The organism is Bacillus sp. 3255 (assembly GCF_031456485.1).
Classification (GTDB): Bacteria; Bacillota; Bacilli; order Paenibacillales; family NBRC-103111; genus Paenibacillus_E.
This window is the reverse complement of sequence record NZ_JAVDUS010000003.1, coordinates 81,404-101,730: the sequence shown is the minus strand read 5'-3', so window position 1 is coordinate 101,730 and position 20,327 is coordinate 81,404. Positions and strand designations below refer to the sequence as shown.

The following is a 20,327-nucleotide window of genomic DNA, read 5'->3' as shown; positions in this document are numbered from 1 at the left end:
TGAGTTGTTGGAATAATCCTGTCGGTCCAATATTGATATCTATAAACGTAATCTCACCATAAAGATGATATATAAAATACGAGGCAAACCTATAGCAGATAGTAGGGTGATTACGGTACGTACTTTTTTCTCATCTCGTAAAATATAAGCTAATAACCTATACCCCCATATACCAATTAATCCACCCAAACCATTTAAAATAATGTCATCAATGTCCGCTGTTCCGATACCTAAAAGTCCCTGAATGATTTCAACAGATAAACTCACCAAGAAGATTAATAACAAATTGGCGATGACTCTTTTGTCCTTTTTGAATAATGTCAAATAAGTACCAAGAGGAAGAAGAATAATGATATTGCCTACCACATTACTAAAAGCGAATTTTTTTATATCCGCGGAGCCGCTAAATAGATATTCCTTGATACTATAGAATGGAATAAGATTGATTGACCTATTAAAAGTCCTATGACTATTAAATAGCTCCAAAAATGAAATTCTGGATAAGAACAATAATTTAATTAAAAAAACGATGTAACAAATGAAAACTCCATATAAAAAAATTGTTTGAATTCGTTCTCGTTTATTCATAATAATCTCCGGTTTCGTCTACTTTTTCTCTTACGGAATATCTCATTCTCAATGAAAATGCGCTCTACTCTCCTCACCATTCATTAACTCTAGGATAAGAAAAAATTTTCAAATAAAACAGAGGGTAATTATTAAATTTTTCTTAAATCGCCTGTCACGAAAAATAAAATCAATCAATTCCTGCCGCAACCATTTAGCCGTTAATCGAGTCTATATTTACAACATTAGGTAATTGAGGTGGAAACCGTATATGAATTTAAAAACATTAGTCAGGCCTGTCATCGCCCTCTCTCTTGGCTTGATGCTGGTCAATTTCATTTGCAATTTGCAGGCAAATGCTGCGCTGCCGCCGCACAATGAAATTGTCCCGCCAAAAGTCCCACCGGTCATCACTTTATTCGAACAGACGCCGCTCTATTCCACACCTGACGATTCTCGTAAACCTTTTGCTGCACTCACGCCGCAAGATGTGACTACGGTCGATGCAGAGCAAGCGTGGTACACCAAGCAGCGCGGGGATAAGGTATGGATCAAAATTAAGACTACGTGGGCAGGTGATCTCTGGATGCACCTGGACTATGACAAAATTGGTGTCGTCAAGCCGATCGATACGAATATTGCATTACTCTGGGACTCCGCTCTTTATACGCAACCATCTTCTTTGACGATGACGGATGCCGTCCTCGCTCCGCAGACCGTTCATGCGAATGCCGTATTCGAATCACCTGTATCATACTTGACTAACTCCTATCGTATTGAAACCTCGTGGCTTGGGGAAATGTGGGTGGTCTCTCAGCCTCATATGCTGATAGATATGGAGATTTTGAATCAGGAGATGGATCTGCCGACCGAAACCCTGTACATGGAGGACTATGATACGTCGAATCGTTTGCAGCGTCCCTCGGATGTCAAGATGATTCCTCCACAGAAAGTATTTGCCTTCGAGAAAACACAGAATGGGGTTTACCATGTGCGGTCCCAGGATAATAAAACGTTCTGGATTCAGCCGGATTTTGCACAGCCGTTAGGGGCCGAGCCAATCAATGAACGGCTAAATCTACTGAAGGACGTGAGGCTTTATCTGTTTCCAACGATGCCTTTCCCAACCTTCGGGGTGCTATCCGCTCAAACCGTAGATGCATTTGAACGTTGGACCGATCCGCAAAACGCTCAGTGGTACCATATTCATACTTGGGCCGGAGATATGTGGGTGCAGCCGGATATGCCGCTATAAATGCTGATCGAAGACCTTCGAGGAAGATGCATTCGGACTTTATGGGAAAGTTTGATTTAAGCCATTTTCTCCCACGATTTCCAGACTGGACTCGCATATGATAAGGGTATACTAACAAAAGAGTAATACAAAGGAGAGATTTTAATGTCTGAGGTCGTTCTTAACTAGCAATTTCATAGTGCAATCTGTTTTGGCTTGGCGCACGCGACGAAACCGTTCAATTAACGGGTTTATTTTGTCGTGCCCTTCTGGCAGGTTGCACCTGATGCTGTTAAGAACATTAGTTTCTCCCGAAGCGGACTGGAAACGATTGTTGTTTCCAGTCCGTTTTTTTGTACCCAAAAGGAGGCATACCCTTGAACAAGTCCACTTATCAACGTTTGGAATACGACCGCATTAAGCAACGTTTGGCTGACTTTGCCATGAGTTATATGGGCCGCGCCCATATTGAGAACATGGAGCCAAAAATCGAGATGGTCATAGTCGCAACACTACTTCAAGAAACCGAAGAAGCGGTTCGTGTCATCGAGCACGGTGCCAGTGTGCCGATCCCGTCCCTTGAGGGAATTGAGCCGCTTATAGGCACCTTCGGGAAAGGATTTATTTTTACGCCACAGGACTTCATGTACTTCGCCAGATTCATCGAAAGCACACAGCAGCTTAAGGCATTTATGAAAAAGAAGGAATCCGTCACCCCGCGTATCGCCTCATATGCCCTATCCCTTTACGACCTGCGCGAACTGCTGACCGAGATCCGGCGCTGTATTCGCAACGGTCAAGTCGATAACGAGGCGAGCACTGCCTTGTCGCGTGTCCGCAAAAAAATCAACATTCTCGATGACCGTATTCGCAAGAAACTCGACACGGCATTATCCAAATACCGGAGTTATTTGCAGGACAGCATTGTCTCGACGAGAGGAGGCCGGTACGTGTTGTCTGTGAAGAAGGAATACCGCAAACAAGTTGGCGGCGTCGCACTCGACGAGTCGGCAAGCGGCCAGACGGTGTTTATTGAGCCGGCTGATATCTCCGACCTGCATGTCGAACTTTTGCACCTGCAGGCCGAGGAGGCCGCGGAGGAAACTAGGGTACTCAGCGATCTTACGGACCTGGTTGAAAACAACAAGCATGAAATTTCACTCAATTTGGAAACGATCGGCCATTACGACTTTATGTTCGCAAAGGCTAAGTACGCGAGAACAATCGACGGACGAACGGTCAAGCTAAACGATCGCGGCCGTGTCTCCATACACAACGGCCGTCATCCTTTGCTGGGCAGGCATTCCGTGCCGCTTGATATCCGCATAGGTGACGAATACCGCGCGCTTGTCATTACAGGGCCGAATACGGGAGGTAAAACCGTTTCGCTGAAAACCGTCGGTCTGCTGACACTCATGGTGCAGTCGGGTTTGCTTGTTCCGGTCGGAGAAGGAAGCGAATTTGCTGTGTACAGATCCGTTATGGTCGATATCGGGGACGGGCAAAGTCTCGAAAATTCGCTCAGCACATTCTCTTCGCATGTCAAGAATGTGATCGATATCCTCAAGATTGCCGGACCCTCATCGTTGGTCCTTCTCGACGAACTTGCCTCAGGAACCGACCCTGGCGAAGGAATCGGCCTATCGATCGCGGTGCTTGAGGAACTATACCGCCGCGGGGCAACGGTCATGGCGACGACGCATTTTAACGAGATTAAGAAATTTGCCGACGCTGCGCCCGGCTTCGAGAATGCGCGTATGGAATTTGATAGCGAAACACTTGAGCCCCTCTACAAGTTGACGATTGGTCAAGCGGGCTACTCTTACGCCTTCTATATCGCGCAAAAGCTCGGAATGCCGCTTGCGCTCATCGATAGATCGAAGCAGATCACCTACGAGGCTGCACAGCGCCCGCCGGAAGCGCCTGCCATAGCCGCAGCGATTACAGGAGAAACGTCTGTAAAAAGCAAAACGAAAGAAAAAGGCGAACGAGCGCCGCTGCCGAATTTCGCTATTGGAGACTGCGTATGGGTACACTCGCTGCGCCGCACAGGCATTGTGTGCAGCGAGCCGGATCACCGCGGAAACATTACGGTCCAGATCCAGAAGGAGAAAGTGCGTATCAACCGCAAGAGATTGTCTCTCTATATCGAGCGCAGCAAGCTATACCCGGAAGGAGACTACGATATGGACATCGTCTTCGAATCCAAAGACACACGAAAGAAGCGAAAACAGATGAGCAAACATCATGTTGAAGGGCTAACGATAGAGTATAAAGAAAATCAATAAAGCGAGACCTCAAAAAAAATAGCTTCTGTATGCACGCCAAAAAGCCCGTGGATGTCTTCCATCGGGCTTTTGTTTGTTTAGAAACTAAATCTCTCTTTTCGTAAGTTCAGCAATTATCCCCTGAATCCGTTCCGGAATCTCCTTCAGCAGCTGGTCCCAGGTCACGAACAGTTCCTTATCCAACCGGTATTCTTTATACGCCAATGTCGGTGTAAACGCACATGATTTCAAATAGGTTTCGACAATTCTGTTGGTTTCTTCATTCGTTGCAACAATGCCCTCTAGGAAATATGGGACCGTCAAGCCATCAGCCCCTGCATCCTCATTCACTGCAGTCCAGAAATGCGGAACCAGCTCCAGAAATTCAGCAACTGGGGAAAAGGCATGCTTGCCAGGCTGTGAAAACAAACGTACATGCGTCCCATCCAGCACATTGCTGCGGTCTTTCAGCAGCCCTTTTAAATACTTGCCATGAAAGCTGGCCTCACAATCGATTACTTCACCCTCATGATCAATGAATACCCATACATGCTCCAGTTCGTATAAGTGCTGAATATCATAATCCCAATATATTGCATATTCAATAATCTTCTTCAGTCGTGGATCGCGAAAAGGAAACGTTCTTCGAAACGAAGGAGATGTCCCCTCCTGCTCAAAAACCGTCACCCCGACCCGAACGGGGAAAAAGGGCTCATGCTCGTCAAAGTAAAGATAAGGCGCATAAGCTTGAATAGTCTTCAAATCCATAGGAAAGTTCATCCTTTCATCATAAGTTTCCAAATAAGATTGTCTTTATCCTGCCTTGATGACAGCCGCGGTGAACTGCCCTGGAGGTGATACGACTACCCAACGTTTATTCCTCCATTTTCAATTCTTTGCACATCCTCCTTCTACATTAGCTCTCCATATCCCTTGTGTGGGAACAACTCTATTTTTTTATTATTGCTAACGTTCTTCTCCAAATCAGAAAAGTCCCCAAGTTCGTGTCATCTAATTATGACAAGAACTTGGGGACATAAAGTGGGAAAGCCTTATTACATATGACTTTTAGGCAATTCAGCGATCATCTAGACTTGATTATTGACAGCAGGTTTAAAGTCTTGGTCACTAATCGGTGAATCAATGAAATCATTATCATATAATAAATTCACTACATTGACGCTTATTGAATTTCCGATGTTTTCTCCAAAAGCAAAATTATTTTTACTGTGTGAATCCCAACTGCTTTGTGCATTCTCTCCAATCCCTATCGTGGCATTCCTGTGCTGAGAATTAACATTTATCATGTTAAATACAATCGAACTTGGCATATGATACACTCCTGTCATCTTACACATGTATCATTTAGCCTATTCACACAGACCAGTGGTGTGACTAAAATCAAGAAATAGCATCCATCGTCGACTATCGCACTTCATACCCTTTCTGCTTTCAGACACAGATGCCTAGGCAAATGAATACACTGTCACTAAGAACAACTGAGAAGGATTGGGAACGGATCTTAACCCAAAACAGATGCTGAAATTCCTTATAGCATTGAAAACTCATATTCAATGTAATTAAACCGGCATTTCAGAAAGTCCGATACCTCTAGGCTTTAAGATCAAATTGGCAGACTGGTATCTCACAGTCAAAATGAGTAAAGGATGAGCTTTATGCCGAACGTGTTTAACATTATAAACATAAGAATCAATGAAGTCGCTACTGGGGGGGTTGTCAACTTCGGAGACAACCTGTTGCGCGGAAACGCGGCAAACTCCAAAGCTGTCGGCGGTAACACTGTCATAGGGGACGCTACATCTTCTGTTAATGCAGACCGAAATAATGTGCTCGATCCAGATGTGAGCGATCAGGGTAACAGCAACCTTGTTTAGGAGAGAGAACAAGAGATGAATTTTCTTATAAACCAAATTAAAATTAATTCGATTGCCAACCTAGGTTCGCTGAATATCGGTTTTAACGTATTAGTTGACAACAAAGCAACCGAGATTGCGGAAGGCGTGAACGAAAAGACGGCTAACGTAGTACCTGAGGATGATGTATTGCCGCCTCCACACCCAGTTGTTCAATGATCAAAGGAGGCGACACCATGTATGATCTAAATATTAATCTTCGCCCTTGGATTTACGCCTTTGAACAAAGGATAGCTAATCTTGAGAAGAAGCAATGTGAGCTGGAGGCTGAAAATCAACGTTTGAAAGAACAATTGTTGGGTCCCATTCTTGACGACTTGAACAACCAACTACAGTCCCAGTTGAAGGATCAGCTGGATAAGCAGATTAATGAGAAAGTGACCAGTCATTTGGCTGACCAGAAGCACTCAGCTCCCCAGAATATTACCTACAAAATCCAAGAGCTCCACGTAAACGAGCTTAAAGGTACGCTGAACATCGGTCTAACGGCCCCCGCAACTACCGAACAAATGAGGGACATTATTGATAAGTTAAAAACGGATCAGACACATATTTCCGAAAACATTTTCTCTCAACAAAGCACGGATAACGAATGAGCTATTAAACCCTACCGTAGGCGTCATAACAACGGCACGTCGCCAGTGAATTGCACCCCATTTGTTAGTCATGCTAACAATGGAGGTGCAGTTTACTTTTTGCAAGCTGCCGTCATGTCGTGCTACTTTTAACTACCACTAACCCCATATAGGTTTAGATGATCTTCTATTCTATTTTTCATCCGCCCATCAATGATAATCTTTCCATCAATTTCACGATTGTGTAGATAATTTAAGATGTCCTCTATGGTTACAATAGCATTAGTTTGAATTCCATAATCATCATTCAATTCCTGAATCGTTGTTTTATTACTCAGACCTCTCTCTAGCCGGTCAACTGAAACGATTAAATCTGTAATCTTTACATCCGCGGTGTTGTTTAGCAAACTTATACTTTCTCTTACTGCCGTACCTGCGGTTATCACATCTTCAATGATTGCAATACGATCGTTATTTTGTGGTATATACCCAATAATTTGGCCTCCTTCGCCATGATCTTTCTTCTCTTTTCTATTAAAAGTTATCGAGATGTCTCTATTGTACTTATTATATAAAGCAGCAGATGCCGCTACCGCCAATGGAATACCCTTGTAGGCCGGACCGAAGAGAACATTTACTGATTTATCCAATTTTGAATGTATAACATCAGCATAATATTCACCTAATATAGCGATTTGCCGCGCAGTTTTAAAATTCCCAGTGTTTATCATGTATGGTGTCTTTCTTCCGCTCTTAGCTACAAAGTCACCGAATATGAGAACTTCTGATTTAACCATAAATTCAATGAAATCTCCTTTATTACTCATTCCAACACATCCCCCTAAACTATAAATACTTCTCTCCTATGTTAACACATTTTGGAACCAACCTCTTTCTATGGGGAATCAATAACCCTCTTTTTCTTTTGTTGATGAAAATGAACCAGGAATGGCAATCCACAACAATACGGGAAGCAGGCAAGGCAAAAAGCCAGCAAACTCAGGGTTTGCTGGCTTTTTCGTGGCAATTAAATTCAGTTAAAACGTATTATATACATTTTCACATTCTGTTGCGGTCGGCTCATAGAAACAATGCTTCTTCCATCGCCCTACGAACGGCTGATTATACCACGTTGGCGGACATGGGCCGGGATTTTGGAACGTGCCTGGACGGAAGTACCATAAGGAGAATTTGCCCGGCCAATTCCGCTCCCCATTCACAGCTCGCTGCGCCAGACGGCGTTCCCGTTCTCTTGCGTTTTGATAGTACATCCCATGTTGTAACGCTTCGAATGCATGCGGTTGGTTGATCATTTGGGGAATTGTTCGAATGCCTTTGAAATCAGAACAGTTCGCTCTAATTCGGTTAATACCAACATTTCCAACAAGGAGCATGCCCATTTCACCTTCGGTCTCAGCTTCGGCTCGAAGCAACCTTGCCAACATATCAATATCCTGTTTCCTTGCTTTTACGACTGCCATTGGCTCACCTCTATAGTGTTCTAGACTTATCATATTGTAGATAAAGCGGATGTGTTACTCTGGCCAAATAGAATAATTCCCAGGCAGTTTGATGCCGTACCAGTCGGTCACATCGCATTGGCCATATTCATTATTACCCACGGCAACCACCGTGCCATCCGATTTAAGCCCTACGGTATGGGCACAACCCGCCGCGACCGCTACAATATCGCGCCATTCACTTACATGACATTGGCCATACTCATTCCAACCTACTGCCGACACAGTGCCGTCAGGTCTAAGGCCGATGGTATGATTACTACCCGCTGATATCGCCACAATCCCGCTCCAAGTACTAACATCACATTGGCCATGTTTATTCAAACCCACAGCTGTCACCGTACCGTCCGCTTTCAGACCGGCTGTATGAAGATAGCCTGCCGCGACCTCAGTAATCTCGTACCAGTCGCCTACATGGCATTGCCGATACCGATTATTGCCCACGGCCATCACCGTTCCGTCTAATTTAAGACCGACGGTATGCCAGTCACCCACCGCGACCTCAGCAATATCATGCCAGGCATTTACCTTACATTCACCATCCTTATTTCGGCCCACTGCTATCACCGTACCGTCAGATTTAAGCCCAATAGTACGGCGCCAACCCGCCGCAATCGCTGCAATATCGCGCCAGTCGTTTACATTGCATTGGTCATACCGGTTCCAACCCACTGCCGCCGCAGTGCCATCAAATTTAAGACCGATTGTATGAGCATTACCCGTGTTCGGCGCCATATGAACATTACCTGCCGCGACAGCCACAATATCGCGCCAATCTCCTACATGACATTGGCCACATTTATTATCACCCACAGCCATCACCGTGCCGTCAATTTTAAGCCCAACGGTATGACGGCGACCCGCTGCGATGGTACTTTTTGGCCAGCGTTTCACCTTTAACATCCTGAAAATCATTCATCTCCTCGCTAAAGCTGCGTTTTTACTAAACCATTGATCTTCGTCTTAGAAGTCTACACCTCTATTACCACTTATGTGTCGATATGTTATCGGGAAAGGTTTCATTCCACAATTCAACGGCTGATTTCAGTGTACTCGCACCACCTGGAATGAGCCATGATGTTTCCGTGATTTTGTTTTTGGGGCTTGAACCAGCGCTGTGTTTCACATGCAGATAGTTCTTAGATGAGTTGACTGGATGATAGTGAACTTCAATAGGGTATTTATTAATAACTACAGGGTCGTCTTTATCGGGAATTATGATTGTCGCATAGATATAGACCGTTTCATCCGTTATTTTCATTTCCCCCGTTTGCTCGATAGAAGCTTTTGCTGGTTTACCAGTATTAATCCAGTTTTGCAGCATCACATTGGTTGCTTTCTTGGAATTGGTTACGGATTCTTGTTTCATTGTAGGGCTGGATATCACATCTGCCGTGATATCGATCTTCGTTTTCTTCTTCTTCTTCGTGGGCTCTGCTGAAGTTGTCGGACTATTAACCGGCTCTGGAAGAGGCTTCTGGACTAATGCCGCTTTCTCCTCTTCTTTCAATTTATTTCTCTGCGCTTCAACAGCCTTGCTGCGCCTATCCGCTTTATCAATCTCGGCATCAATGCGCCGGTTAAGATCATCATAATCAGTTGCGTTCTCGAATAAATAATCGAATGATTCAATGGCCGAGTCTTTGGGGAATTGTTTTGCAAGCTGTTCGTATTTTTTCCGCGACTTTTCCAATTTTTGTTTATTGGGCTTTCCTTGCTTATCTTCATCTGTCATTCTCTGTATAGAAGTTCCAGTGGCGGCGAAGGTTCGCTGCACAAGTTGGCCGACTGCCCGATTTCCTATCGTTGCATGCAGCTTGCTAAGCTGTGCAGCCCCTGCTTGGTTCAATGAACGAAAATCAGGAACATTCCTTGAGCCTTCTTCCGAATTATTTTTCGATACCCTTGAAGACAAATCCGCATGTCTATTCATCACTAACCTCCTTTATGTTTTATGAAATATTCCCTTTATTTGGGTTATATCTAATAATAGCATGTTTCGGTTATTCCGTTACTCCACTTTCGTTCTCTCTGATATTTCATTTCGTTTAGCAATATTTATCGGTTCGTTATAACAAGCAATTTTTTTTACCAAAAAAAAGCAAACCGGAATCCTTAAGTTTCTACATTGTCTATTTTTGTTGAGAACTGCATAATGAGACTCGTCGAACCAAGAAATGCTGCGCGATCCATATAAAGCATGACCTGACATAGACGAATAATCGCCAGCAGCAATAAAGACCGTTGAGATTTCTCGCATCGGGTCCAAATTACGATGGTGGGGATGATGTGTCGATCGTACAATCTCGTGTTTACTGTTGTGAATGTTGCAGAATTGTAACTAAAGACTGTGTGATGTACTTTTTCAAAACAGATTACAAACGCATTTCAGGTAATGTTTATCATGCAGGTGCATGTTCGAGTTGCTGCGAAAAGAGGAAAGAGTCAATAAAAGATATAACAGAAACTACCGTGGCAATACTCGTTTAAAAAATTTAACAGTGCAACGCAATATGGCGTGCCTCTGAAACGCATGACACTTGGTTCCGACCCTTAGCCATGTGTGTGGATCGAATGGCAATCGCAGGCATTCAATATCTTGGTTAACGCCGTGGGAGGCTGAAACACGTTAAAATTTGCTTTGCAGACTTTTGTGTGGTAACATATTGTTATAAGCAGCTAAACATAAATTCACATATTGAAAAGGTGATCATTTGTGTGTAATGGTACCTTTTTCAATGTGTGATTTTTTTATTTAAAAATACATGTTAAATAATTATTTGGAGGTAATTTATATGGAAACAGGTACAGTAAAATGGTTTAATGCAGAGAAAGGCTTTGGCTTTATCGAGGTTGAGGGTGGAAATGATGTATTCGTTCATTTCTCCGCGATTCAAGGAGATGGTTTCAAATCCCTGGACGAAGGTCAACGCGTTCAGTTTAACGTAGCCCAAGGCAACCGCGGGCCGCAAGCCGAGAATGTTGTAAAACTGTAATACACAGCAAACTGTCCTTAACATGTGTTAAGGGCAGTTTTTTTAATCTAAGGAGGAGTTAACTATGTATTTTCGAAGAAAATCGTTAGAGGATCTCCCACAAGGAAACACAAAAATTTGGGCATGCATGAAGGAAGATTGTAATGGCTGGATTCGAGACAATTTCGCTTTTGAGTTCGTCCCCACTTGTCACCAGTGCCTCTCTCCTATGATTAGCAGTGTTAAAATGCTGCCTCTCCTGGACAATCCCAACATTGATATGAAATCCCTTAGCCGAGGAAGGCAGATTTCGTAGACGGTTCCAATTCAAAGGGGCCCATTAAAATTTAATACCTTTATCGTAATCCACAAAGGGTTTAACTAAACGACACTCTCCACAATCCCCCAGAACAAGGAGTGAATCCACTCCTTGTATATAAGGAAGTATGTTTCGAATCATAGGTCAATGTTACAATCTCTAGCCCGACACGTTCTGCCTCTTGCAGTAATTTCTTTACTACGGCCTCGCCAATTCCTTTTTTCTGATATGCCGGGTGAACCATTATATCTTCCATGTATCCGTGTTGTAACCTCATCCCGGCCATATAACCGAATGCTATCAGCATATGATTCCCATCTCGAAGTCCCGCCCAAAAATGACAACGTTCGAATAATGTTGGATAATCGGAATATCTGCCGTCCCAACCAACCAATTCCCTTAACTTGGGGACTTCTTCTGCTTCAATTGGCAAATTTATTAGTATCTCTTGACTCAATTTACTTCTCTCCCCCATTGATTTTCTTCAGCTAATCAGAAACCTCATTCATTAACCTAGAGAGCGAGGATGCTGACTGAGATTATGTAAAAGCTTTTGTTCTATAGGTATGTTAAATTGCTTCAACGCTAACAACACTGCGCCCGCTACTGGAGAGAATGCAGGTTTAATAAGTCTATACTTCTTATTATTACCATTACTCATTTTGGATTCGAGCCTAGTTTGGAAATAGGCACTGTTAACAACACTACCTACTAAAGAAACGTTGACTTCTTCATTGGAGAAAGCATATTCGTGCAGCCAATTTACTATTATGCATGGCCGCCTCGGTGATGAGAGGCGCAATTTGAGCAAACTTTCTATTTCGTTCTCTTTGATCCGCAATAAAGCCTTGTCTCGCAAGTTGTGATAACTCTTTGACCGTGGACAGATCCCAAAATTGCAGGATGTCACTGACCAATTCATGATCGCTATCGTCGATGTTGCCCGAAAGAATCTCGAATGTGGCGTCATAAGCGAGAAATCTAGCAGCACTGGCTGCATAATGATGCAGATCATAATTCCTGATCTGTTCCCCTACCTCATTTGCCGCATAAATAATGGACCCTGTTCCTGCTATCACAATAATTCCCGGCTCTGTAAGAAGCGCTCCACTGTGTGCTACTACGGCATCGTTGACGTGTTGCTTCAGGCAATCTAATCCCTCTATTGCAGTTAAAGGAATTACCCATTCAAGATCAGCTTTGGAATCTAAACCAGCAATCCCTGCGGTCAACGCCTGCACGTGACTGACACTTCTACCCGCCTCGTGTAGTGCGTCTTTAATTGCCCGTTGAACATTCTCCTTCGCTTGCAAATCCTTATGTATAGAAGAAGCGCCATTCTCTATGTACGATAATACATGTCCAGCGAGATCTACAGCCATTACACGCGTATGAGTGCCGCCACCGTCAATTCCAACAACAATCTCATTCGTTCTCCTTGTTATGATCGATCTCTCCTCATGAGTTATTCTCTTGTCCCCACTAAAAATATACCACATATTGGAACTAATCTGTCCGTGAAACTACAACCTATTTGAGTGGTCCCAGTTTTGACGCTTTGAAATACTTATCATTTACTTTAACGGCTACTACCTCTTGAACATCTGTTCCCTTTACTTCAAAAAATAAGCTTCCAACTGGTTTGTCATTTGAATCTCCGCTCTTCTTCGGCATTGGAGCAATCCTTCGTTCAATCTTACCGATCTCTTTACCAATGTCATGGATGGCGATCTCTTCTGAGGACAGTCCATAAAGCACGTTATTCCAAGCAATTGCACTCGGATAGATACTGGATGATTCAGCCTCTGTGTTTGGGGAGCAACCTGTTAAAACGGCGATAAAGAACAAAATCATAAATAAACTTTTCATCAAAGCTGTTTCCTCCATTCAAATAACATAGCACCATCATGTGTGATGGTGCATGATTTCACTATTATTTAAAAGGTATCCCACCATAGCAAATATTGAACACTGGCTAAAAAATTAACAAATATCCCTGTTAGCCTCCTACTTTCAGCACAAGTTTGCCCACAGTATTCTTTTCCTCGAGAAGCTCGTGCGCCTCGGATGCCTTCTCTAATGGAAAGATACCGAACACTTCCGTTCTGATATCCCCGTTTGCCAGCAGACGCAGCGCCTCTTTCGCCGCCCTACCGACCTCAGCAGGTGCATATTGGCTATAACCCCCGATATTGAATCCTTGTATAGATCTGTTCGATAGCCAAATATCGTTGGAAGATTGCGGGGCATCTTCCTCACCGCTGGCGTTTCCTAACATCACCATTTGTCCCATAGGACGAAGCAGGTCCTGGCTGAGGGTACGCATGTCGCCTCCTACCGGATCAAGTACGATATCGATCTCGTGCGGACCGATCAACTTCCCGATTGGCTCGATGAAATCGGAACGGAGAAACAACTCATCGTAACCAAGGGAAGCGGCTAGCTTTGTTTTTTCAATACTTCCGACTGTGCCAAGCACCTTACCAGCCCCAAAATGTTTCGCCATTTGTCCTAAGAAACTGCCAAGCCCTCCTGCTGCCGCGTGAACGAGCACGTTTTCCCCTTGTTGCAATCTGGCTACCTTACTGATCGTCATATACGCTGTGGTCAGATTAACGATGGCCGCAGCTGCAGAAGACATGTCAAGCTCCCCTCCCAGCTGATCCAGAGGGATGGTCAACTCCGGCCTTACCTGGGCTACAGATGCATATCCCCCCAAATCCATTAGCGTCATCGCAGCCACCGGCTGTCCGACGTAGAAGCCTTTCACGCCTTCGCCTATAGCCCTAATATACCCTGATACCTCTAGGCCCGGTACAACCGGCATCGGGATGAGAGATCCGAACTCCCCTCGCCGAAGCAGCACATCCACATATCCTACTCCCACATAGGCAACGTCTATGGTAAGCAGGCCCGGTGTCGGTTGGAGATCCGGAAGCTCCCTCACTTCAAGGTTTGCAGCCTCGCAAGGCCGATCGATCACAATTGCTTTCATCATATTAACCTCCTTCAAGCTGACTACGACTTAAGTATAGTCAACCCTAAAAGAGGTAACCACAGTATGTTTATACTGGTAATCACATTACTAGGCTGCGGCGAGGCGATATTAGAAGGCAGCCTCAAGAAATTTCTTTAATCTCTGCTCCGTAGGTGTACCCGCTATTGGGGTGTAAATGCAGAAATGAAGGTCTGAATCGGCATTCATACTGACAAAGGAGTTGATTACGAAAGCCAGCTCACTGGCCTGGGGATGGTTCAGGATGAAGTGGCTTTCTTTTTTCAGCTGAATGTCGTGCAGTCGCCATAGGGAGTCGAATTCAGAGCACTTCGCTGCCAAGTGTTCGGCCGTTTCTTTAAACCAAGGATCATCGTTATGACGTTCCAAATAAGAACGAAAGACCGCCACGGAATATCGTGCAAACTCTTCCCAATTCATCATATGCTTACGGAAATACGGGTCCATGAAAAATATCCTCATAAGGACTCTTTCTTGGTCAGACAGCCTTGGAAAATCGGCGATAATTTCGCATGCTGCCCTGTTCCAAGCGAGTACTTCCGTTCGATCATTAGCTACAAAAGCCGGGTAAGCCAATTGGTCGATAATCGATTGCCATTCTGGCTTTACACTCTCCTGCCTCCGAGGTACAGCTGAGTTCTCGGGACTCCACAAGCGAAGCAAATGCAGCCGTTCATCCGGTGACAACTGCAGTGCCCTTCCAATGCTTTCAATCACTTCCCTGGAAGCCGTCACCTCTCGCCCTTGCTCCAGCCATGTATAATAAGTTGCGCTAACGCCCGCTAGTATCGCGACCTCTTCCCTCCGAAGACCTGGCGTTCTCCTCCGTCCGAACGAACTCTGAATTCCTGCTTGTTCGGGCTGAAGTCGATCTCTCCGGGACTTCAGATAGTCCCCCAAGACCTTAAGCCGGTTGTTTTCAGACATTGCCAAACCTCCATCAAATAAGGATATATGATAAATAATAACACATCTTCGGGGTTCCCCACTTAATGGAAAAAAGAGCAGATACCACGGCATCTGCTCCAGGTTTGAACTCACGATTTCCAAGTGTTTATTCTGAAATTATATCGATATGGCGAGCCCGAGGTCCTACATCATCGACTGTGAGCGGTTTGATGACCGGAACTTTACCGGGACCATACTCATCGGCTCCAATATCCGGAATGTAGCGAAATTGCCCATCCATGTCATCCGAAGGCAGAAGCGGGCTAACGGCAGCATCAATGGCTGGACTTTGTGCAGACAATCGGATCAAGCCGTCCTTGCAGCGGACGAATCGGATATCTTCCTTCCGAATTGTACGCGCGACAGCGGCATTATTGGAAATATCGGCATGACCGTCTACCATATTTCCCATATAGATCGGCCGCTCGTTTGCCGCAGCTTGCTGTACAGCGGTTGTTTCAAACACCATCGTTCCTGAATGACTGAGTATCAGGTTATTATAGATCTTCGTGCCCACGGGTTGATACGTTTTGCCGCCAAGAACGATGCTATTGGTATCACTGATGTTCACTAGCGTATTATTGAATATTTGTATGTTATATGGCCGCCAATGCCCGCGCAGCAGCTCCGTTCGCTGCATAGCCGGAAGATCCGCAAGAACCGCAGACGTTTCCATCCCTTCACGCATCCACTTGACCGTTGGATTCATATCGCCATCAGGTCCAGCATCATGGGATCCGCCGTCAAGCCTTATCACCCGATCTGTCAGGCCTTCCATATAATTGTTATAAATCTTGTGGTCGTTCCCATAAATGCGGAAACCGCTCATCCCCGGCTTTTTCCCGTCACCGAAGAAGAAGTTACCATAGAAGCTGTTGCGATGACCGTGTCGGGCTACGAACCCCCCGTACGAATTACGAATCGTATTATAGCGGATTATATTATCGCTGCTCTTCACCGACACAATTTCATCTTCGCCATCAAAGCCGTCGAACAAATTAAACTGGATCGTCGCATACCCAGGCGCTAATGAGAGGCTGGATAAGCCAAGCCGGATGGCCTCCAATCCGTTCGTAACACGCGGTCCGATATCGTGAAAATAATTATATTCAATGACGTCATGCTGCGAGATCGTTTGCCCGGAATGCCCTTCCCCATCATAGATGAGAACAGCGCCGAACGCTCTCTTGGGGCCAATTTCATTGTAGGCAATCCGGTTATAGCTGCTCACGCCCTCCACCCTGATGAAATGGCGGTGCGTTCCATTGTCGGTGATCAGATCGGTATCGTCATACGGAGTCGGACCATTGTATACGGCCCCATTCGGATCGTAACTGCTGCCATAACGGCAGCTGTTCTCAATGCCGTACAGCCCCCATACGGGAACCTTATTGACGAGGAAGCGATAAGGCTGGCCGGTCTCATCCAAGGCGAACGTGTTGCGCAGAATGGAAACCTTACTGGAGCTTTGCAATTGGATACCTGGATGGACGCCTTTCAGGATACGGTGGGACAGTCCCCGGTCGATAAGAGACTGTTCGCTGGAGGATGAGCCAATCCCATTATGGAAGGTAAGTCCGACTACTTCGATATAGCTTGAATGCTCAATGTGTAAATAGCTGTCGCCTGTGATGATGGCTTTTCCCAAGTGAACGGCTTCAATCCGTATCGGCAGAAGGGCTGAACCCTGCTTATCCTTAACAACGAAGGGGCCGCTTTGTTCATATAAGCCATCATTCAGCGCAATGACCGTTCCTGCGGTCGCTTCATCCAGTGCTTGCTGCAATTCTGCGGCCGTGCCGACCTCTATGTGTTTCAGTTTCGGCGGGTGCACATCCTTCTCATCAAACACGCCTGCTTGCGAGAACTCTCCTGGCACGTTCGGCTCGGTAACTTCTCGAGTATTATCTATCATGTAACATGGACCTCCCTTAGACGTGTCGCTTAGAATACACGATGCTTCCAGCCCTGTAATTTAGCAAGAGCCTCCACATAGTAGTAGTCGCCGTAGATCAAAGATACATTCACATTGGCCTCGGCCGGCTTATGCCCCGTTCCTCCGTGGAGAATGCCTTCATGCAGCGGTTCATTGAAAGCAGCATATCTCTCCGATAAGGAGAGTAAGATACGTTCCGCAGCCGAACGGTACTTGCTCGCGTCTTCCGCTCGTACGACATCAGCAAGCTCGAGCAATCCTGACGCTGCAATGCTCGCAGCGGAAGTATCCCGTGGCGCCTCGTCCGCATCCGGAACCCGGAAATCCCAAGGGGGTACCATCTCTGCCGGCAGCGAGCTAATGAAATGATGAGCGACTTGCTGCGCTGCATGCAGATACTTATCCTGCTTGGTAAAGCGGTACGTGTTCGTCATGCCATACAGCGCCCAAGCATTCCCTCTGGACCAGCAGGAGTCCGGCGCATAGCCTTGCCAACCCTTGTACTCCAGCAATTCACCCGTTACCGGATCAAACACAGCTACATGACAAGTCGATCCATCCCCACGGATCATATGTTTGAGGGCCATGTCGGCATGCGCACAAGCAATTTGCGCAAACCGCGGATCTCCAAGCTCCTCCGAAGCCCAGAACAAGATGGACAAATTCATCATGCAATCGATGATCGCCCATCCGTGCAAATCTCGGTTCCAAGCCCGCAGGAATTGCCCGGCCAGATTAAAACGGCCCGCCAGGAAGTTGGCTGCCGCCAGCCCCCGGCGTCTTCCATCCAAATCTCCGGTCAATTTATATTTGAGGACTGAAGTCGGCAAATGCTGAAACCCGACATCATGATGGAAATGATTGTCTTCCAGCAGATGACGTTCCATGCGCACATCCCAATCCCAAGCTGCATCCTTATAGCGTTCTTCGCCTGTTAAATCGTAAAGAATCCACAGCATTCCCGGCCAGAATCCGGAGATCCATTGATCCAGCTTCAATCCGTCATAAGCTCCTGATTTGGCCACATGCGGCGCGAGCTCTCTAGCTTGGCTCAGCATCCGATCTGCCTTGTTCTGTACGCCTTTCCACCATAGCTCGAGAGCGGCGGGTTCAATCACAGTATGCTTTTCCATGTCAATGTACTCTCCTTCATTATCCTTTAATCGCACCAATTAAGGCGCCTTTGACGAAATATTTCTGCAGGAAGGGATAGACGATAAGAATCGGTACTGTAGCGATTATGATGGTGGCATGCTTCAACGTCTCTCCTAATATCGATACATCGCCCGAACTCGAACCGCTCGCCATAGAGCTCGCTTCGTTCTGCAGCAGAAGCTCTCTAAGCACAAGCTGAAGCGGGTACAGTGATCGGTCTTGCAAAAAAATAAGCGCGTTAAACCAAGCGTTCCAGTGGCTCACTCCGTAGTACAGCAGCATAACGGCAACAACAGGCATACAGAGCGGAAGCATAATCCGGAACAAAATAACAAATTCATTCGCCCCGTCCATCTTCGCGGATTCTTCAAGGCTATCCGGTATGGCTTCAAAGGCTGTTTTCATCAGAATTAGATTGAATGCGGAAATGGCTTGTGGAATAATCAATGCCCATAATGTATTCGCCAACCCGAGCCCTTTGACCGTAAAATAAAACGGGATCATGCCACCGCTGAAAAACATCGTAAAAACGACATACAGCATAAGCGGCTTGCGGTAACCCAGACATTTACGGGACAGCGCATAAGCGCCCAGAGAAGTCAGAAGTATATTCAGAGATAAGCCCACAACGACAATGATCATCGTATTGACATAGCCGCGCATGATCGTACCATTATCGAACACAAGTTTGTATGCCTTCAGATTGAAATTCAGCGGCTTCCAAAGAATTCCGCTATGCTGCATATACAGCGTAGGATCGCTTAATGAGGCGAACAAGACATACACGATAGGGTACATCGTAGCGACAGCGAGCAGGGACAATAACACGTAGTTTCCGAGATCGAACGTCCATTCACCCAAAGATTTCCGATACATTCGTCATCCCCCCATTACCATAAACTGGTATCATTCAGCTTACGGCTTAACCAGTTGGACCCGATGACAAGGGTAAAGTTGATGGCCGAATTGAATAAACCGACGGCTGAGCTGAAGCTGTAATTGAATTCCTGAAGGCCCATTCGATACACGTAAGAGCTAATAACATCAGCCGTGTCATAAATGGTTGGATTATATAGCAAAATAATTTTCTCCGTCCCTACGTTCAACATGCGTCCCATCTCGAGAATCAATAGAATCACGATCGTGGGCATGATGCCGGGCAGCGTGATATGGAACATTTGCTTCCAGCGTCCTGCGCCGTCGATTTTCGCAGCCTCATACTGCTCCGTATCAATGCCCGCTAGTGCTGCCAAGTAGATGATGGTCCCCCAACCAATATGCTGCCAAACACCGGAGGAGACATAAATCGTACGGAAAAACTGGGCTTCCAGCAGCAGTGAGAGCCGCTCCCCGCCTAGAAAGGCTATCAAATCATTGACCAGACCGCTGCTTCCGGTGAATTCCTTGATCATCCCGCATACAACGACGAGCGATACGAAATGCGGCATATAGGTAATGGTTTGGATTGATCGTTTGAAAACGGTCTTTTTAACTTCGTTGAGCAGCAGCGCCAGGATGATTGGAGCAGGGAATCCAAAGATAAGATCATACAAGCTGATAAGTATCGTATTCTTCAACGTACGCCAGAAATAAATGCCTTCGAAAAATGTTTTAAAATGCTCGAAACCGGCCCATGGGCTACCTAGAATGCCAAGCCTCGGGGAGAAATCCTTAAAGGCGATCAATGCGCCATACATGGGGACGTAATGAAACAATCCAAAAAACAAAATAATAGGAACCAGCATGAGATAGAGCAGTTTATTTTTCCGAATATCTTTCAGAATGCCTAGACCCGGGAACGCAGCTGTTTTCACAGCTATGGCCGTTCCCGAATCTAACAGCGGTTTGGTTGACATATCCTTCCACTCCTTCCTTAGCCAA

General features: G+C 45.6%; 23 protein-coding genes. 7 read left to right on the top strand and 16 right to left on the bottom strand.

Going from position 1 to position 20,327, the window contains the following annotated elements; translation table 11 throughout:
* Positions 1-39: 39 nt before the first annotated feature.
* Positions 40-588 (bottom strand): VanZ family protein, encoded by a 549-nt coding sequence (locus tag J2X61_RS05300; protein WP_310186402.1) that lies wholly within the window; start codon positions 586-588, stop codon positions 40-42.
* A 250-nt stretch (positions 589-838) separates the two neighbouring features.
* Between J2X61_RS05300 and J2X61_RS05295 the strand changes: the two genes are divergently transcribed.
* Positions 839-1,822 carry a hypothetical protein gene (locus J2X61_RS05295; RefSeq protein ID WP_310186399.1) on the top strand — a complete coding sequence of 328 codons (984 nt, stop codon included), beginning with the start codon at positions 839-841 and terminating at the stop codon, positions 1,820-1,822.
* A gap of 356 nt (positions 1,823-2,178) precedes the next feature.
* Entirely contained in the window at positions 2,179-4,089 is a 1,911-nt protein-coding gene (locus J2X61_RS05290) for an endonuclease MutS2 (protein ID WP_310186397.1), read from the top strand.
* 84 nt (positions 4,090-4,173) lie between these two features.
* Here J2X61_RS05290 and J2X61_RS05285 read toward each other — a convergent pair whose 3' ends face one another.
* Entirely contained in the window at positions 4,174-4,836 is a 663-nt protein-coding gene (locus tag J2X61_RS05285) for an NPP1 family protein (RefSeq protein ID WP_310186395.1), read from the bottom strand.
* 320 nt (positions 4,837-5,156) lie between these two features.
* Positions 5,157-5,399: a hypothetical protein gene (locus J2X61_RS05280; RefSeq protein ID WP_274469015.1), complete on the bottom strand. Its 243-nt coding sequence runs from the start codon at positions 5,397-5,399 to the stop codon at positions 5,157-5,159.
* A gap of 336 nt (positions 5,400-5,735) precedes the next feature.
* Here J2X61_RS05280 and J2X61_RS05275 point away from each other — a divergent pair, with 336 nt between their 5' ends.
* From J2X61_RS05275 to gerPC, 3 genes are read left to right on the top strand one after another with little or no spacing between them, the layout of a single operon-like run.
* Positions 5,736-5,963 (top strand): spore germination protein, encoded by a 228-nt coding sequence (locus J2X61_RS05275; RefSeq protein WP_310186392.1) that lies wholly within the window; start codon positions 5,736-5,738, stop codon positions 5,961-5,963.
* A 15-nt stretch (positions 5,964-5,978) separates the two neighbouring features.
* On the top strand, positions 5,979-6,161 hold the full coding sequence (locus J2X61_RS05270; RefSeq protein ID WP_274469013.1) for a hypothetical protein: 183 nt from the start codon (positions 5,979-5,981) through the stop codon (positions 6,159-6,161).
* A gap of 17 nt (positions 6,162-6,178) precedes the next feature.
* Positions 6,179-6,598 carry a spore germination protein GerPC gene (gene gerPC / locus J2X61_RS05265; protein ID WP_310186390.1) on the top strand — a complete coding sequence of 140 codons (420 nt, stop codon included), beginning with the start codon at positions 6,179-6,181 and terminating at the stop codon, positions 6,596-6,598.
* Positions 6,599-6,726: 128 nt separating this feature from the next.
* Here the strand turns inward: gerPC and pyrE are convergent, their stop codons facing one another.
* From pyrE to J2X61_RS05245, 4 genes are all read right to left on the bottom strand, one after another.
* Positions 6,727-7,404, bottom strand: a complete 678-nt coding sequence (gene pyrE / locus J2X61_RS05260) for an orotate phosphoribosyltransferase (RefSeq protein WP_274469010.1) — start codon at positions 7,402-7,404, stop codon at positions 6,727-6,729.
* Positions 7,405-7,614: 210 nt separating this feature from the next.
* Positions 7,615-8,058: a cell wall hydrolase gene (locus tag J2X61_RS05255; protein WP_274469009.1), complete on the bottom strand. Its 444-nt coding sequence runs from the start codon at positions 8,056-8,058 to the stop codon at positions 7,615-7,617.
* A 54-nt stretch (positions 8,059-8,112) separates the two neighbouring features.
* The gene (locus tag J2X61_RS05250; protein ID WP_310186388.1) at positions 8,113-9,012 is read right to left on the bottom strand and encodes an RCC1 domain-containing protein; all 900 of its coding nucleotides are present in this window, start codon (positions 9,010-9,012) and stop codon (positions 8,113-8,115) included.
* A gap of 67 nt (positions 9,013-9,079) precedes the next feature.
* Positions 9,080-10,030: a hypothetical protein gene (locus J2X61_RS05245; RefSeq protein ID WP_310186386.1), complete on the bottom strand. Its 951-nt coding sequence runs from the start codon at positions 10,028-10,030 to the stop codon at positions 9,080-9,082.
* A gap of 862 nt (positions 10,031-10,892) precedes the next feature.
* Between J2X61_RS05245 and J2X61_RS05240 the strand changes: the two genes are divergently transcribed.
* Both J2X61_RS05240 and J2X61_RS05235 read left to right on the top strand, forming a co-directional pair.
* Positions 10,893-11,093: a cold-shock protein gene (locus J2X61_RS05240; RefSeq protein ID WP_145663082.1), complete on the top strand. Its 201-nt coding sequence runs from the start codon at positions 10,893-10,895 to the stop codon at positions 11,091-11,093.
* Positions 11,094-11,157: 64 nt separating this feature from the next.
* Positions 11,158-11,388 (top strand): cold-shock protein, encoded by a 231-nt coding sequence (locus J2X61_RS05235; RefSeq protein WP_274469006.1) that lies wholly within the window; start codon positions 11,158-11,160, stop codon positions 11,386-11,388.
* A gap of 61 nt (positions 11,389-11,449) precedes the next feature.
* Here the strand turns inward: J2X61_RS05235 and J2X61_RS05230 are convergent, their stop codons facing one another.
* The 9 genes from J2X61_RS05230 to J2X61_RS05190 form a co-directional block, all read right to left on the bottom strand.
* Positions 11,450-11,848: a GNAT family N-acetyltransferase gene (locus J2X61_RS05230; protein WP_310186383.1), complete on the bottom strand. Its 399-nt coding sequence runs from the start codon at positions 11,846-11,848 to the stop codon at positions 11,450-11,452.
* A 274-nt stretch (positions 11,849-12,122) separates the two neighbouring features.
* Positions 12,123-12,890: a BadF/BadG/BcrA/BcrD ATPase family protein gene (locus tag J2X61_RS05225; RefSeq protein WP_310186380.1), complete on the bottom strand. Its 768-nt coding sequence runs from the start codon at positions 12,888-12,890 to the stop codon at positions 12,123-12,125.
* Positions 12,891-12,921: 31 nt separating this feature from the next.
* Complete coding sequence (locus J2X61_RS05220; RefSeq protein WP_310186378.1) at positions 12,922-13,263, bottom strand: hypothetical protein; 342 nt, start codon at positions 13,261-13,263, stop codon at positions 12,922-12,924.
* A gap of 127 nt (positions 13,264-13,390) precedes the next feature.
* Complete coding sequence (locus tag J2X61_RS05215) at positions 13,391-14,386, bottom strand: quinone oxidoreductase family protein (RefSeq protein WP_310186376.1); 996 nt, start codon at positions 14,384-14,386, stop codon at positions 13,391-13,393.
* A gap of 111 nt (positions 14,387-14,497) precedes the next feature.
* Entirely contained in the window at positions 14,498-15,334 is an 837-nt protein-coding gene (locus tag J2X61_RS05210) for a helix-turn-helix transcriptional regulator (protein WP_310186373.1), read from the bottom strand.
* Positions 15,335-15,461: 127 nt separating this feature from the next.
* The gene (locus tag J2X61_RS05205) at positions 15,462-17,270 is read right to left on the bottom strand and encodes a chondroitinase-B domain-containing protein (RefSeq protein WP_310186371.1); all 1,809 of its coding nucleotides are present in this window, start codon (positions 17,268-17,270) and stop codon (positions 15,462-15,464) included.
* A gap of 29 nt (positions 17,271-17,299) precedes the next feature.
* The gene (locus J2X61_RS05200) at positions 17,300-18,424 is read right to left on the bottom strand and encodes a glycoside hydrolase family 88 protein (RefSeq protein ID WP_310186369.1); all 1,125 of its coding nucleotides are present in this window, start codon (positions 18,422-18,424) and stop codon (positions 17,300-17,302) included.
* A gap of 19 nt (positions 18,425-18,443) precedes the next feature.
* The gene (locus tag J2X61_RS05195) at positions 18,444-19,322 is read right to left on the bottom strand and encodes a carbohydrate ABC transporter permease (protein ID WP_274469000.1); all 879 of its coding nucleotides are present in this window, start codon (positions 19,320-19,322) and stop codon (positions 18,444-18,446) included.
* Between the two features lie 14 nt (positions 19,323-19,336).
* Complete coding sequence (locus J2X61_RS05190) at positions 19,337-20,302, bottom strand: ABC transporter permease (RefSeq protein ID WP_379239674.1); 966 nt, start codon at positions 20,300-20,302, stop codon at positions 19,337-19,339.
* Positions 20,303-20,327: the final 25 nt, after the last annotated feature.